Source organism: Streptomyces sp. NPDC057249, assembly GCF_042669245.1.
Classification (GTDB): domain Bacteria; phylum Actinomycetota; class Actinomycetes; order Streptomycetales; family Streptomycetaceae; genus Streptomyces.
On the sequence record NZ_JBHUXS010000019.1, the window covers coordinates 81885 to 95373 of the forward strand.

At 70.4% G+C, this 13489-nt stretch carries 13 protein-coding genes; 1 reads left to right on the forward strand and 12 read right to left on the reverse strand.

Going from position 1 to position 13489, the window contains the following annotated elements:
• Window positions 1-96: 96 nt before the first annotated feature.
• The 12 genes from ACFUJY_RS28835 to ACFUJY_RS28890 all read right to left on the reverse strand — a co-directional run bounded on the left by ACFUJY_RS28835 (window position 97) and on the right by ACFUJY_RS28890 (window position 12057).
• Window positions 97-480 (reverse strand): DUF3037 domain-containing protein, encoded by a 384-nt coding sequence (locus ACFUJY_RS28835; RefSeq protein WP_383305050.1) that lies wholly within the window; start codon window positions 478-480, stop codon window positions 97-99.
• Window positions 477-1328, reverse strand: coding sequence for a HipA family kinase (locus ACFUJY_RS28840; RefSeq protein ID WP_383305052.1), 852 nt, complete (start codon window positions 1326-1328; stop codon window positions 477-479). The genes ACFUJY_RS28835 and ACFUJY_RS28840 overlap by 4 nt, the downstream gene beginning before the upstream one ends.
• A 162-nt stretch (window positions 1329-1490) precedes the next feature.
• The gene (locus ACFUJY_RS28845; protein WP_383305054.1) at window positions 1491-2162 is read right to left on the reverse strand and encodes a potassium-transporting ATPase subunit C; all 672 of its coding nucleotides are present in this window, start codon (window positions 2160-2162) and stop codon (window positions 1491-1493) included.
• 6 nt (window positions 2163-2168) lie between these two features.
• Window positions 2169-4277 carry a potassium-transporting ATPase subunit KdpB gene (gene kdpB / locus ACFUJY_RS28850; RefSeq protein WP_383305056.1) on the reverse strand — a complete coding sequence of 703 codons (2109 nt, stop codon included), beginning with the start codon at window positions 4275-4277 and terminating at the stop codon, window positions 2169-2171.
• Complete coding sequence (gene kdpA / locus ACFUJY_RS28855) at window positions 4274-5938, reverse strand: potassium-transporting ATPase subunit KdpA (RefSeq protein ID WP_383305058.1); 1665 nt, start codon at window positions 5936-5938, stop codon at window positions 4274-4276. Before kdpA ends, kdpB begins: the two co-directional genes overlap by 4 nt.
• Before the next feature lie 8 nt (window positions 5939-5946).
• Window positions 5947-6036, reverse strand: a complete 90-nt coding sequence (gene kdpF, locus ACFUJY_RS28860) for a K(+)-transporting ATPase subunit F (protein ID WP_383305060.1) — start codon at window positions 6034-6036, stop codon at window positions 5947-5949.
• A gap of 283 nt (window positions 6037-6319) precedes the next feature.
• Window positions 6320-6700, reverse strand: a complete 381-nt coding sequence (locus ACFUJY_RS28865; protein WP_383305147.1) for an ArsR/SmtB family transcription factor — start codon at window positions 6698-6700, stop codon at window positions 6320-6322.
• Between the two features lie 157 nt (window positions 6701-6857).
• Entirely contained in the window at window positions 6858-7283 is a 426-nt protein-coding gene (locus tag ACFUJY_RS28870; protein WP_383305062.1) for an ATP-binding protein, read from the reverse strand.
• Window positions 7284-7507: 224 nt separating this feature from the next.
• Window positions 7508-8491 carry a galactofuranose ABC transporter, permease protein YjfF gene (yjfF, locus tag ACFUJY_RS28875; protein ID WP_383305064.1) on the reverse strand — a complete coding sequence of 328 codons (984 nt, stop codon included), beginning with the start codon at window positions 8489-8491 and terminating at the stop codon, window positions 7508-7510.
• Window positions 8488-9495 carry an ABC transporter permease gene (locus ACFUJY_RS28880; protein ID WP_383305066.1) on the reverse strand — a complete coding sequence of 336 codons (1008 nt, stop codon included), beginning with the start codon at window positions 9493-9495 and terminating at the stop codon, window positions 8488-8490. The genes yjfF and ACFUJY_RS28880 overlap by 4 nt, the downstream gene beginning before the upstream one ends.
• Complete coding sequence (locus tag ACFUJY_RS28885; protein WP_383305069.1) at window positions 9492-11039, reverse strand: sugar ABC transporter ATP-binding protein; 1548 nt, start codon at window positions 11037-11039, stop codon at window positions 9492-9494. Before ACFUJY_RS28885 ends, ACFUJY_RS28880 begins: the two co-directional genes overlap by 4 nt.
• Before the next feature lie 67 nt (window positions 11040-11106).
• Window positions 11107-12057: an ABC transporter substrate-binding protein gene (locus ACFUJY_RS28890; RefSeq protein ID WP_383305149.1), complete on the reverse strand. Its 951-nt coding sequence runs from the start codon at window positions 12055-12057 to the stop codon at window positions 11107-11109.
• A 335-nt stretch (window positions 12058-12392) separates the two neighbouring features.
• Here ACFUJY_RS28890 and ACFUJY_RS28895 point away from each other — a divergent pair, with 335 nt between their 5' ends.
• A complete protein-coding gene (locus tag ACFUJY_RS28895; protein WP_383305071.1) occupies window positions 12393-13433 on the forward strand; it encodes a LacI family DNA-binding transcriptional regulator in 1041 nt (346 codons plus the stop codon).
• Window positions 13434-13489 lie beyond the last annotated feature (56 nt).

Here is a 13489-nt window from a genome sequence, read left to right on the forward strand (position 1 = left end):
GGCACCCGGTGTCAACGGGCCACGGGCGCAGCGGCGCATGTCACACTCCGCCGGGCCGCCGTCACACGGTGCGCGGACGGCGGTCCGGGGCGGCGGTCAGCGCACCAGCAGGTCGAGCAGCCGCTCCACCTCGGCCCCGGGATCGGCGGTGAGGCCGCTGTGCACGGGCCCGGGCTGTACGACGGTGGAGCGCGGCGCGATCAGCCAGCGGAAGCGCCTCCCCGCGTCGTCGCCGGAGGCCTGGCCCGCGTCCGTACCGCCGCGGCAGACGCCCTCGACGGCGCGCAGCGCGGCCCGGACCCCGGTCACGTCGGCGCCCGGGTCGAGAGCCTTCAGCTTGGTCTCGTCCAGCTCGGTGCGGGCGGCCACGAAGCCCTTGGCGCGGCAGTAGACCACCACACCGGCGTTGAAGCACTCGCCGCGCTGGACGCGGGGGACGACGCGCAGCAGCGCGTACTCGAAGACGTCGCGCCCGCTCATGCCCGGCCGCCCTTCTCGCCGTCGGCGGCGTGGGAGCGCGGGGCGAGGCGTTCGGTGATCCAGCCCGGGGCCTGGGAGGGCTTGTCGGGGGTGGGCGCGTCCATGATGATCCGTTCGTGGATGGTGGCCGCGCGGGCGGCCAGCGCGTCCACGTACGCCTGCCGCAGTTCGTCCGTCGAACCGAAGCCCGGCTCGTCCACCAGCCACTCGTCGGGGACGTCGGCCGCGACCTCCGCGAGCAGCTCGGACGTGACCAGCGGGGCGAGCTCGGCGGCCGCCGACGCGATGTCGGGCCGGAAGGGGGCGAGGGCGTGGTCCGAGGCGTTGTAGGGCTTGGCGGCGGACGCCCGGGCGCCGGGCCAGTTGTGGTGCCAGATCATGGTGGCGCCGTGGTCGATGAGCCAGAGGTCCCCGTGCCAGACGAGCATGTTCGGGTTGCGCCAGGACCGGTCGACGTTGTTGATCAGCGCGTCGAACCAGACGACCCGCCCGGCCTCGCGCGGGTCCACCTCGTAGGCGAGCGCGTCGAAGCCGAGCGAGCCGGGCAGGAAGTCCATCCCGAGGTTCAGACCGCCGCTGGCCTTCAGCAGCTCCTGCACCTCCTGGTCGGGCTCGGCGAGCCCGATGACCGGGTCGAGCTGGATCTGCACGAGCTCGGGCACCCGCAGCCCGAGCCGCCGACCGAGCTGCCCGCAGATCACCTCCGCGACGAGGGTCTTGCGGCCCTGGCCGGCTCCGGTGAACTTCATCACGTACGTACCGAGATCGTCGGCCTCGACGATCCCGGGGAGCGAGCCGCCTTCACGCAGGGGCGTGACATAGCGGGTCGCTACGACCTCTTGCAACACTTTCCCGGGCCACCCGTCTCTTCGGCCTTGCCATCCATGGACCACTTCTCCGGGGCGTCGCGGCCGGCGAGCCGGTGCTCCGCTCCCCGAGCAGACCACCGAGGGTAATCGCCGACGAGGAGTGGAGGCGCCGGCGCCGCCCGGTTCCGCGTCTCTGCCGCGTCAGGCGCGGATCAGATCCCGGAGCGCGGTGTTCAGTTCGAGGACGTTGACCCGGGGTTCGCCGATGAAGCCGAGCAGCCGGCCGGTGGTGTGTCCGGCGATGAGGTCTTCGACCTGCGCGAGGTCCAGATCGTTCTTCTCGGCGACGCGGTGTGCCTGGAGCTTCGCGTACGCGGGCGAGATGTCCGGGTCGAGGCCGGAGCCGGAGGAGGTGACGGCGTCGGCCGGTACGTCTGCGGGATCGACCTGGTAGGCGGCGGTGGAGTTGTCCTTCACCACGGCCGCCTTGGCGTCCCTCACCCACTGGACCAGCTCCTTGTCGTCGCCGGAGCGGTTGGTGGCTCCGGAGAGGATCAGGGAGTACCGGGTGTTGACGCCGTTGGTGCCGAGGCCGTTGGAGGGGCGGGGCTGGAACCACCTGAGGTCCGGGGCGGGTGACTCCTCGCCCTTCTTCAGCGGCAGGTCGTACCGCTGTCCGATGAGGGAGGAGCCCACGACCTGCCCGCCGGCGTCCTCGATCTCGGAGCCGTTGGCCTTGTCGGCGAACAGGGCCTGGGCGACGCCGGTGACGGCGAGCGGGTAGACCACTCCGCATACGAGGGTCAGGACGAGCAGGGCGCGGAGCCCCGCCCCGAGCACGCGGGCGGTACTGCTGACGGTGTTGTGGGTCATGGCGGATCAGCCGATTCCGGGGATGAGGGAGAGGAGCAGGTCGATGGTCTTGATGCCGATGAACGGGGCGACCAGGCCGCCGAGTCCGTACAGGCCGAGGTTGCGGCGCAGCATCGCGTCCGCGCCGGCGGGGCGGTAGCGGACGCCCTTGAGGGCGAGGGGCACGAGCGCGACGATGATCAGCGCGTTGAAGATGACCGCCGAGAGGATCGCGGACTCGGGCGAGGCGAGCCCCATGACGTCGAGCTTGTTCAGCGACGGGTAGGCGACGGCGAACATGGCGGGGATGATCGCGAAGTACTTCGCCACGTCGTTGGCGATGGAGAAGGTCGTCAGTGCGCCCCGGGTGATCAGGAGTTGTTTGCCGATCTCGACGATCTCGATGAGTTTGGTGGGGTTGGAGTCGAGGTCGACCATGTTCCCGGCCTCTTTGGCGGCCGAGGTCCCGGTGTTCATCGCGACGCCGACGTCCGCCTGGGCCAGGGCGGGGGCGTCGTTGGTGCCGTCGCCGGTCATCGCGACGAGCTTGCCGCCGGCCTGCTCCCGCCGGATGAGGGCCATCTTGTCCTCGGGCGTGGCCTCGGCCAGGTAGTCGTCGACGCCCGCCTCCTCGGCGATCGCCTTCGCGGTCAGCGGGTTGTCGCCCGTGATCATGACCGTTCTGATGCCCATGCGCCGCAGTTCGTCGAACCGTTCCCGCATGCCCTCCTTGACCACGTCCTTGAGATGGATCACTCCCAGGACCCGTGCGCCGTGAGCGTCTTCCACGGCCACCAGCAGCGGCGTACCGCCGGCCCGGGCGATCCGGTCGTTGAGCGCCGGCGCGTCGTCGGAGACCGTTCCGCCCCGCTCCTTCACCCAGGCGATGACGGAGCCGGTCGCGCCCTTGCGGACCTTGCGCCCGTCCAGGTCGGCGCCGGACATCCGGGTCTGCGCGGTGAAGGGGACCCAGTCCGCGCCGGCCAGTTCGCCCCGGGTGCGTTCCCGCAGCCCGTACGCCTCCTCGGCCAGCACCACGACGGAGCGGCCCTCGGGGGTCTCGTCGGCCAGCGAGGAGAGCTGGGCGGCGTCCGCGAGTTCGGCCTCCGTCACCCCCCGGGCCGGGACGAACTCGGCTGCCCGCCGGCTGCCCAGGGTGATCGTGCCGGTCTTGTCGAGCAGCAGCGTGGAGACGTCGCCGGCCGCTTCCACCGCGCGCCCCGACAGGGCCAGGACGTTGCGCTGCACCAGGCGGTCCATGCCCGCGATGCCGATCGCGGACAGCAGGGCGCCGATGGTGGTGGGGATCAGGCAGACCAGCAGCGCGGCCAGCACGATCATGGACGTCTGGTCGTCGGCGCCCGCGTAGACCGCGAAGGGCTTCAGGGTGACCACGGCGAGCAGGAAGACGATCGTGAGGGACGCCAGCAGGATGTTCAGGGCGATCTCGTTCGGCGTCTTCTGCCGGGCCGCTCCTTCGACCAGGTTGATCATGCGGTCGATGAAGGTCTCGCCCGGCTTGGTGGTGATCTTGATGACGACGCGGCCGGAGAGCACCTGGGTCCCGCCGGTGACGGCCGAGCGGTCGCCGCCGGACTCGCGGATGACCGGTGCGGACTCGCCGGTGATCGCGGACTCGTCGACGGAGGCGACGCCCTCGACCACGTCTCCGTCGCCGGGGATGACGTCTCCGGCCTCGCAGACCACGAGATCCCCGATGCGCAGGTCCGTCCCCGCGACCCGTTCCTCGTCCGGGCCGATGATCCGGCGGGCGACGGTACCGGTCCTGGCCCTGCGCAGGGTGTCGGCCTGTGCCTTGCCCCGGCCCTCGGCGACGGCCTCTGCCAGATTGGCGAAGATGGTGGTCAGCCAGAGCCAGGCAGCGATCGCCCAGCCGAACCAGTGCGTGGGATGCGCCACCGCGAGCACGGTGGTGGCGACCGAGCCGACCAGGACGACGAACATCACGGGCGACTTGATCATGACGCGCGGATCGAGCTTGCGCAGTGCGTCGGGGAACGACCGCCGGAGCTGCCGGGGATCGAACAGTCCGCCGCCGACGTGCTCGGCGGCTCCGTGGCTCCCGGGCTGGGACAGCTCTCCGTGCGGAGCTCGGGCAGGGGTGGGGGAGCTCATGAGGCGAGTCCTTCGGCGAGCGGACCCAGCGCCAGGGCCGGGAAGTAGGTGAGTCCGGTGATGATGAGGATCGCGCCCAGGAGCAGACCGGCGAAGAGGGCCTTGTCGGTGCGCAGGGTGCCCGCTGTCTCGGGCACCGGCTTCTGCTCGGCGAGCGAACCGGCCAGAGCCAGAACGAACACCACCGGCAGGAACCGGCCGAGCAGCATCGCGAGCCCGAGAGTCGTGTTGAACCACTGGGTGTCGGCGTTGAGTCCGGCGAAGGCGGAGCCGTTGTTGTTGGCCCCCGAGGTGTAGGCGTACAGGATTTCCGAGAAACCGTGGGCGCCCGTGTTCGTCATCGAATGGCGTGGGGTGGGAAGCGCCATCGCGACGGCGGTGAAGCCGAGCACGAGCGAGGGGGTGATGAGGATGTAGCAGGCGGCGAGCTTGATCTGCCGGGTGCCGATCTTCTTACCGAGGTATTCCGGCGTACGGCCCACCATCAGCCCGGCGATGAACACCGCGATGATCGCCATGACCAGCATTCCGTAGAGGCCTGATCCGACACCACCGGGTGCTATCTCACCGATTTGCATGCCGAGCATCGTGATGCCGCCGCCGAATCCGGTGTACGAGGAGTGGAACGAATTCACCGCGCCCGTGGAGGTGAGGGTGGTGGTGACGGCGAAGAGGGACGAGCCCGCGATCCCGAAACGGTTCTCTTTGCCCTCCATGGCCCCGCCGGCCAGCTCGAAGGCCGGGCCGCGGTGAGAGAATTCGGTCCACATCATGAGGAGCGACAATCCGATCCAGATGACGGCCATCGTGCCGAGGAGCGCGTATCCCTGCCGGAGTGAGCCGACCATGCGTCCGAAGGTCCGCGTGAGCGCGACCGGGATCACCAGGATCAGGAAGATCTCGAACAGGTTGGAAAGCCCGTCGGGGTTCTCGAAGGGGTGCGCGGAGTTGGCGTTGAAGTAGCCGCCGCCGTTGGTGCCCAGCTCCTTGATGGCTGCCTGGGAGGCGACCGCGCCGCCGTTCCACTGCTGCGTCCCGCCCGCGAACTGCCCGACCTCGTGAATGCCGGCGAAGTTCTGGATCACCCCGCAGGCGACCAGTGCGAGCGCGCCGGTCACCGCGATCGGGAGCAGGATGCGGACGGTGCCGCGCACCAGGTCGGACCAGAAGTTGCCGAGTTCTCCCGTACGCGCCCGGGCGAACCCCCGTACGAGGGCCACCGCGACGGCCATGCCGACGGCCGCCGAGACGAAGTTCTGCACGGCGAGGCCGCCGGTCTGCACGACGTGCCCCATGGCCTGTTCGCCGGCGTACGACTGCCAGTTGGTGTTCGCGACGAACGAAGCGGCGGTGTTGAACGCCTGGTCCGGATCGATGGCGGAAAAGCCCAGCGAGCCGGGCAGCGATCCCTGCAGGCGTTGCATCAGATACAGGAAGAGAACACTCACCACCGAAAAGGCGAGTACGCCGCGCAGATAGGCAGGCCATCTCATTTCGGTGACCGGGTCGGCGCCGATGGCCCGGTATATCCACTTCTCCCGCTTGTAGTGCTTGTCGGAGGAGTACACCTTGGCCATGTAGTCGCCCAGAGGGCGGTACGCGAGGCCGAGGGCAACGATCATCGCTGTGAGCTGGAGCAGGCCGGAGATCTGAGGACTCATATCCGTTCTCAGAACCTCTCCGGGTCGAGGAGGGCCAGGATGAGGTATCCGAGCAGGGACACGGCCACGACGAGGCCGACGCTATTCTCGACGGTCACAGCTTGGTCACCCCCCGGGCGACGAGTGCCACCAGTGCGAAAAGTGCGACCGTGGCGACGACGAAGGCCAGATCGGCCATCGCGAGCTCCTGATTGACGTGAGGACTGAATTCGGCCTTCTGGCCAAGAAGAGCGAACCCCGGCTTCGATCCCGCGACAAGGAGCCTTGATGCCGTCCATACGAATGCGGGGAATCCTTGACGCCGGCCTGACGCGGGCGGTGGTTCACGTCACGCATCGCTTCGTGCCGCACGCCCGGGAGGGGCGGTCCTCGCGGCGGTGGCTACCGGGGGCGGGTGGCGTGCAGGTCGGCCAGCAGCTGGGCCTGGCCCTGGAGGACGCCGGAGAGGATGCCCCGGGCGACGCGCAGGAGTTCGGCGAGGTCGGGGCTGGCCAGCCGGTAGTACACGTTGGAGCCCTCGCGGCGGGTGAGGACGAGATTGGCCTTGCGGAGCACGGCGAGTTGCTGGGAGAGGCTGGCCGCCTCGATGCCGACCTCCGCGAGCATCTCGGAGACCGCGTGCTCACGCTCGCTCAGCAGCTCCAGGACGCGGATGCGGGTCGGGTGGCCGAGGGTTTTGAAGAACTCCGCCTTGAGCTGGTAGAGGGGCGCCTGCGTACCGCCGGGTTCGCCCGCGTTGCCCGTCGCGCCTGTCCCGCGCACCTCGTCCACCCCACGCTCCTCGTGCCGGGCCGCGTTTCCGCCCCGGTCTGCACAGTGTTCGATCTCCACGATTGCAGATTCCCGCAACCTCCGGAGACCGTGACCGGGTGCCGGGACGCCGGACCGGGACTCCGGCCTGGCCGGGCCCGCGGCCTCTTCACAGCGGAAGGGTGATCCAGATGCACTTGCCGCCCTCGTCGGCGTCGCCGCGGGCGACAGCGGTGCCGCCCAGTTCCGCCGTCGTCTCGACCACCGTGGCGAGTCCGCTGCCGGGGGCGACGGCCGCGCCGACGAGGGGTGGCCGGTAGGGGTGACGGTCGTGGACGCCGAACGCGAAGACGCCGGGTCCGTGGGCGTAGGTGACCGTGATCGCCGGGGTCAGCGCGGCGGCGTGCCGGACCGCGTTGGTGACGAGTTCCGAGAGGATCAGCAGGGCCGGCCCGGCGCTCGGGTGGCGCAGGCCGACACCGCACTCGACCAGCACCTCTTCGGCCGTCTCGCGGGCCACCCGTACCGCCGCACCCATCGCGGGCAGGGTGAGGACGTGGCGGAAGGGCAGCATCCGCGGCGGTCCGCCCGTCATCGCGGGGACACGAGGTCGAGCGCCGGGGTCGCCGACTCGGCCGGCACCGGGACCGGGGTCGCCGCGCCGAGGTGAGCGGGGTGCAGCGGAACGAGCACGTCCCCTCCTCGGCCTGGTCCCCCGGTGGCCCGCGCGACCAGGGCTGTGCGGACGGTCGCCCGCCCGCACAGCATCCAAGGATGTATGTAATTGCAGATTATTGCAATTCATTGAATGCCGCTCGTCTACCGGGGCTGCCGCACGATGACTCGCTGGAGGACGATGAAGGCCAGCAGGAGGGCGCCGATGACGATCTTGGTCCACCAGGAGCTGAGGGTGCCCTCGAACGAGATCAGCGCCTGTACGGTGCCGAGGACCAGGACACCCGCCGTCGAACCGGCCACATAGCCCACCCCGCCGGCCAGCAGGGTGCCGCCGATGACCACGGCGGCGATGACGTCCAGCTCCATGCCGACCGCGTGCAGCCCGTAGCCGGAGAGCATGTACAGCGCGAACAGCAGGCCGCCCAGGGCGGAGCAGAGGCCGCTCACCGCGTAGACGCCGACCTTGGCGCGCGTGGTGGGCAGGCCCATCAGCCGCGCCGAGGTCTCGCTGCCGCCGACCGCGTACACCGTGCGGCCGAAGCGGGTGAGGTGGAGGACGTACACCGCCGCCGCCACCACCGCCAGCGCGACGAACACGCTGTAGGTGACCGTGACGTCGCCGGGCAGGACGACGGTGCCGGTGGCGAAGTCGCGGAAGGACGTGTCGGTGATGGACACCGATTCGACGCTGATGAGGAAGCACAGCCCCCTGGCCAGGAACATCCCGGCCAGGGTGACGATGAACGGCTGTACGTCGAAGTAGTGGATGACCAGGCCCATCAGCAGGCCGAGGACGGTCCCGGAGACGAGCACGGCGAGGACGGACAGCAGGACCGGCCAGCCCGCCCGGAGGGTGGACGCGGCGATCATGGTGGACAGCGCGGCGACGGCGCCCACGGAGAGGTCGATGCCGCCGGTGAGGATGACGAAGGTCATGCCGACGGCGAGCACGATGAGGAAGGCGTTGTCGATGAAGAGGTTGGCGACGACCTGGCCGGAGGCGAAGTCCTGGTAGCGGACCGAGCCGATGCCGAAGGTCACCGCGAAGACCACGACGGTGGCGACGACGGGCAGGAACCGCTGGGGAAGGCGCGGTCGTACGGACGCGAGGGCCGATGTGCTCATCCGGCGGCCACCTTCTGGGTCTGGGGTGCGGTGACGGGAGGCTTGCGCCGGCCGCCGATGAACCGCGCCGTGCGCGGGGACTGCAGCAGGCATACGGCGATCACCACGACCGCCTTGAACAGCAGGGTGACGTTGGTGGGCACGCCGATGGAGTAGACGGTCGTCGTCAGCGTCTGGATGACGAGCGCTCCGACGAGAGTGCCGCCCAGGGAGTAGCGGCCGCCGGCGAGCGAGGTGCCGCCGATGACGACCGCGAGGATGGCGTCCATCTCGATCCACAGACCGGCGTTGTTGGCGTCGGCGGCGCTGACGTTGGAACTGATCATCAGTCCGGCCACACCGGCGCAGAACGCGGCGAAGACGTACACGGTCCAGGTGATCGTGCGGGAGCGGACCCCGGCGAGCTTGCTGGCCTCGGGGTTGGCGCCGACCGCCTCGATCAGCATGCCGAGGGCGGTGCGGCGGGTCAGCAGGGCGACGCCGCCGAGGACCGCGAGGCTGATCAGGATGGCGATCGGCAGGACGAGGAAGCCCGCGCCGATCTGCCGGTACGCGGAGCTGTCGACGGTGACGATCTGGCCTTCCGTGAGCAGCATCGCGCCACCGCGTCCGGCCGTCATCAGGACGAGGGTCGCGATGATGGGCTGGATGCCGAGGACGGAGACCAGGAAGCCGTTCCACAGCCCGAGCAGCACGCACACGGCCAGGGCCAGGAGGATCGCGGTCGGCACGTCTCCGCCGTCGGCGATCCAGGTGCAGCCGATGGCTCCGGCGATCGCGGCGACCGCGCCCACGGACAGGTCGATGCCCCGGGTGGCGATGACCAGGGTCATGCCCACGGCGATGAGCATGGTCGGGGCGCCGTTGCGCAGGATGTCCACCAGGCTGCCGTACAAGTGGCCGTCCTGGATGCGCAGTTCGAAGAAGGAATGCGTGAAGAAGACGTTGAGCAGGAGCAGGCCGGCCAGTGCGACGAGCGGCCAGAGCAGACGTCCGCGGATCACGAGGCCACCGCCGCATCCGTGTGGGCGTCGGCCGCGATGGCCGACATGACGGCGTCCACGGAGACGTCACCGCCGGACAGTTCGGCCACCTTGTGCCGGTCCCGCAGGACCACGACCCGGTCGGACACCCGTACCACCTCCTCCAGTTCGGCGGAGATGAACAGCACCGCCATGCCCTCGGCCGCCAGTTCGGCGACCACCTTCTGAATCTGTGCCTTGGCGCCGACGTCGATGCCCCGGGTGGGCTCGTCCAGGATGAGGAGCCGGGGCCGGGTCACCAGCCACCGGGCGAGCAGCACCTTCTGCTGGTTGCCTCCGGAGAGGTTGCCCATCACGGCGTCGGGGTCGGCCGGACGGATGTCCAGCCGCTCGATGTACTCGGCCACCATCGCCTCGGCGGTGCGCCGGGGCACCGGCCGCGCCCAGCCCCGGGACGCCTGGGTGGCGAGGATCAGGTTGTCGCGGACGCTCAGATCGGCGACGACGCCCTCGGCCTTGCGGTCCTCGGAGCAGAAGCCGATCCCCTTGGCGATGAGGGAGCGCGGCCCCCGGGCCCGTACCGTCTCGCCGCCGACGGAGAGGGTGCCCTTGTCGGCGCGGTCGGCGCCGCACAGCAGCCGCGCGAGTTCGGTCCGGCCGGACCCCAGCAGCCCGGCGAGGCCGACGACCTCGCCCTCGTGGATGTCCAGGTCGAACGGCTCGATCGCGCCGGCCCGGCCGAGGCCGCGGGCGACCAGGACGGGGGCGCTGCCCGGTGCCCGTTCCTCCGAGCGGCGCTCGACCTCGGACAGCACGCCGAGTTCGCGGCCCAGCATCGCGGACACCAGCGCCATGCGGTCGAGGTCCTGCGGCAGGTACTCCCCCACCAGCGTCCCGTTGCGCAGCACCGTCATCCGGTCCGACAGCTCGTAGACCTGGTCCAGGAAGTGCGAGACGAAGAGGATCGCCACGCCCTCGTCCCGCAGCACGCGCACGATGCGGAACAGTTCCTCGACCTCGTCGCTGTCGAGACTGGAGGTCGGCTCGTCCAGGACGAGCACCCGCGCGTCCACCACCAGCGCCCGCGCGATCGCCACCAGTTGCTGCACGGCGATGGAATGGCTGCTCAGTACGGAGCCGGGGTCGATGGTCAGACCGATCCGGGCCAGGAGTCCGGCGGCGCGGACCCGCATGGCCCGGCCGTCGATGGCGCCCAGTCTGCGCGGTTCGTGGCCGAGCAGGATGTTCTCGGCCACCGACAGGTTCGGGCAGAGGTTGACCTCCTGGTAGACGGTGCTGATCCCGGCGTCCTGGGCCTGGCCGGGGGTGGTGAACTCGACCGGCTCGTCGTTCAGCCGGATGGTGCCGGCCGCCGGCCGGTGGACCCCGGTGAGGGCCTTGATCAGGGTGGACTTGCCCGCGCCGTTCTCACCCATGAGTGCGTGCACCTCACCGGGGAACAGGCGGAAGTCGACGCCGTCGAGCGCCTTGACGCCGGCGAACTCGACGGTGATACCGCGCATGTCGACGACCGGGCTGGCGCCGGCCGCTGGGGAATCGGTCATGACCCGTGCTTTCGTCAGGGAGGGAGCGGCCCCGCCACCCGTCCCGGTGGCGGGGCCGCGGCGCCTGTCAGTACTTCCGGTCCTTCAGGACCTTCGCCGCCTGCTCCGAGGTGAAGGCGGTCTCCTCGGTGACCACGCGCTCCGGGACCTTCTCGCCCTTGACGACCTTCTTCGCCAGGTCCATCAACTGGTCGCCGAGGAGCGGGTTGCACTCCACGATGTAGTTGATCTCGCCGTCCGCGAGGGCCTGCATACCGGCCTTGACCGCGTCCACGGTGATGATCTTGATGTCGGTGCCGGGCTTCTTGCCGGCCGCCTTGATCGCCTCGATGGCGCCGAGGCCCATGTCGTCGTTGTGGGCGTACACGACGTTGATGTCGGGGTGGGACTTCAGCAGCGCCTCCATGACCTGCTTGCCGCCCGCCCGGGTGAAGTCGCCGCTCTGCGAGGCCACGATCTTGATGTCGGACTTCCCGGCGATGGCCTCCTTGAAGCCCTTCTGCCGGTCGATGGCCGGTGCGGCGCCCGTGGTGCCCTGGATCTCCGCGACCTTGGCCGGGCCGTTCGCGTTCTCGGTCAGCCACTTCCCGGCCTTGCGGCCCTCCTCGACGAAGTCGGAGCCGAGGAACGTCTTGTACAGGGAGGTGTCCTCGGAGTCGACGGCACGGTCGGTGAGGATCACCGGGATCTTCGCGCGCTTGGCCTCCAGCAGGACCGCGTCCCAGCCCGTCTCCACGACCGGGCTGAAGGCGATCACGTCGACCTTCTGCTGGATGTAGGAGCGGATGGCCTTGATCTGGTTCTCCTGCTTCTGCTGCGCGTCGGAGAACTTCAACTCGATGCCGGCGCTCTCGGCCGACTCCCGGACCGACTTGGTGTTGGCGGTGCGCCAGCCGCTCTCCGCGCCCACCTGGGCGAAGCCCATGACCAGCTTGTCGCCGCCGGACGCCTTGGCCCCGCCGCCGTCACCGCTCCCGCAGGCCGTCAGTGTGGCCAGCGCCAGCGCGCAGCCGACCATGGCAATTTTCTTGAACACAGCGTCGTCCTCCATCGTGAACCGTGCGTCCCTGCCGCCGACCTCTGCGATCGGGGGCCACGGGCGTCAACAGTGAGCGCTAACATTTACCGCGTCAACCCCTGGGGGAACCACAATTCGGCATCGGAGCGCAGTTGTTGTGAGCGAGACTGTTAGCGCTCACTATGAGAGTGTCGGCCACCGGGGAGCGGCCTCGGCGAGGGCGTCGGAGCCCGCACCGGGGCCGTACCTCGGCCGGGCGTAGATTGAACGTTCATTGCGGATCACCCGCGGCCCCGGCGGACAAGCCGGGACGGGGCGGTCACCGTCAGAAGGAGATGGGTGTGGAGGACGCCACGGCGACGAGTCCGGTGGGGCGGGAACCCGCGATGACCGATGTCGCGCGGCTCGCGGGCGTGTCGCATCAGACGGTGTCCCGGGTGCTCAACAGCCATCCCAACGTGCGCGAGCAGACCCGGCTGAGGGTGCTCGCGGCGGTGAAGGAGCTGGGCTACCGGCCCAATCGGGCGGCGCGCGCCCTGGTGACGGGTCGCTCGCAGCTGATCGGCGTGATCGCGCAGAACTCCACGCTGTACGGCCCCTCCTCGCTCCTGGCCGCGTTCGAGATCGCCGCCGCCCGCCAGGGCTTCGCGGTCAGTGTGCACCGGGTGCCCGAGCTGGGGCAGTCCTCGATCACCGCCGCCGTGGAGCGCCACCGCGACGAGCGCGTGGCCGGGATCGTGGTCATCGCGCCCACCGCCTCGGCCGACGCCGCGCTGGCCGGGGTGCCCGCCGAGGTGCCCCTGGTCACCATCGACGGCGACCCGGAGCGCGGGGCGCCGATGGTGTCCGTGGACCAGGAGCAGGGCGCCTACGAGGCCACGAAGCACCTGCTGGAGGCGGGACACGAGACGGTGTGGCACATCTCGGGCCCGCCGGACTGGTTCGACGCCGCGGGCCGCATCCGGGGCTGGCGCCGGGCGCTCCAGGAGGCCGGGGCGGAGGTGCCCCCGGTCAGCACGGGCGACTGGTCCGCCGCCTCCGGGTACCGGGCGGGGCAGATGCTGGCCCGGATGCCCGAGGTCACCGCGGTCTTCGCGGCCAACGACCACCAGGCCCTCGGCGCCCTGCGCGCCATGACCGAGCGGGGCCGTGCGGTCCCGGACCAGGTGAGCATCATCGGGTTCGACGACGTGCCCGAGTCGGCGTTCTACTCGCCGCCGCTGACCACCGTGCGCCAGGACTTCGGCGCGGTCGCCACCACCACGCTGGACCTCCTGCTCGGCCTGATCAACGGTGCCGAGACGAAGGACGCGCAGCCCGTCATCACTCCGGGGCTCGTCCGGCGCGAGAGCGTGCGGCCGCCCGCCGGCCGCTGACCGGGGCGCGGGCCCCGCACATGGTGTGCGGGGCCCGGGCGGGTGTGCCGTGTGGT

Excerpts from the sequence above, each read along its gene's own strand:
- ACFUJY_RS28870 (WP_383305062.1), bottom strand. The coding sequence starts at position 7,283 with ATGACGGGCGGACCGCCGCGGATGCTGCCCTTCCGCCACGTCCTCACC.
- yjfF (WP_383305064.1), bottom strand. The coding sequence starts at position 8,491 with ATGAGCACATCGGCCCTCGCGTCCGTACGACCGCGCCTTCCCCAGCGG.
- ACFUJY_RS28895 (WP_383305071.1), top strand. The coding sequence starts at position 12,393 with ATGGGTGTGGAGGACGCCACGGCGACGAGTCCGGTGGGGCGGGAACCC.
- kdpB (WP_383305056.1), bottom strand. The coding sequence starts at position 4,277 with ATGAGCTCCCCCACCCCTGCCCGAGCTCCGCACGGAGAGCTGTCCCAG.
- ACFUJY_RS28885 (WP_383305069.1), bottom strand. The coding sequence starts at position 11,039 with ATGACCGATTCCCCAGCGGCCGGCGCCAGCCCGGTCGTCGACATGCGC.
- kdpA (WP_383305058.1), bottom strand. The coding sequence starts at position 5,938 with ATGAGTCCTCAGATCTCCGGCCTGCTCCAGCTCACAGCGATGATCGTT.
- ACFUJY_RS28835 (WP_383305050.1), bottom strand. The coding sequence starts at position 480 with ATGAGCGGGCGCGACGTCTTCGAGTACGCGCTGCTGCGCGTCGTCCCC.
- ACFUJY_RS28845 (WP_383305054.1), bottom strand. The coding sequence starts at position 2,162 with ATGACCCACAACACCGTCAGCAGTACCGCCCGCGTGCTCGGGGCGGGG.
- ACFUJY_RS28890 (WP_383305149.1), bottom strand. The coding sequence starts at position 12,057 with ATGGTCGGCTGCGCGCTGGCGCTGGCCACACTGACGGCCTGCGGGAGC.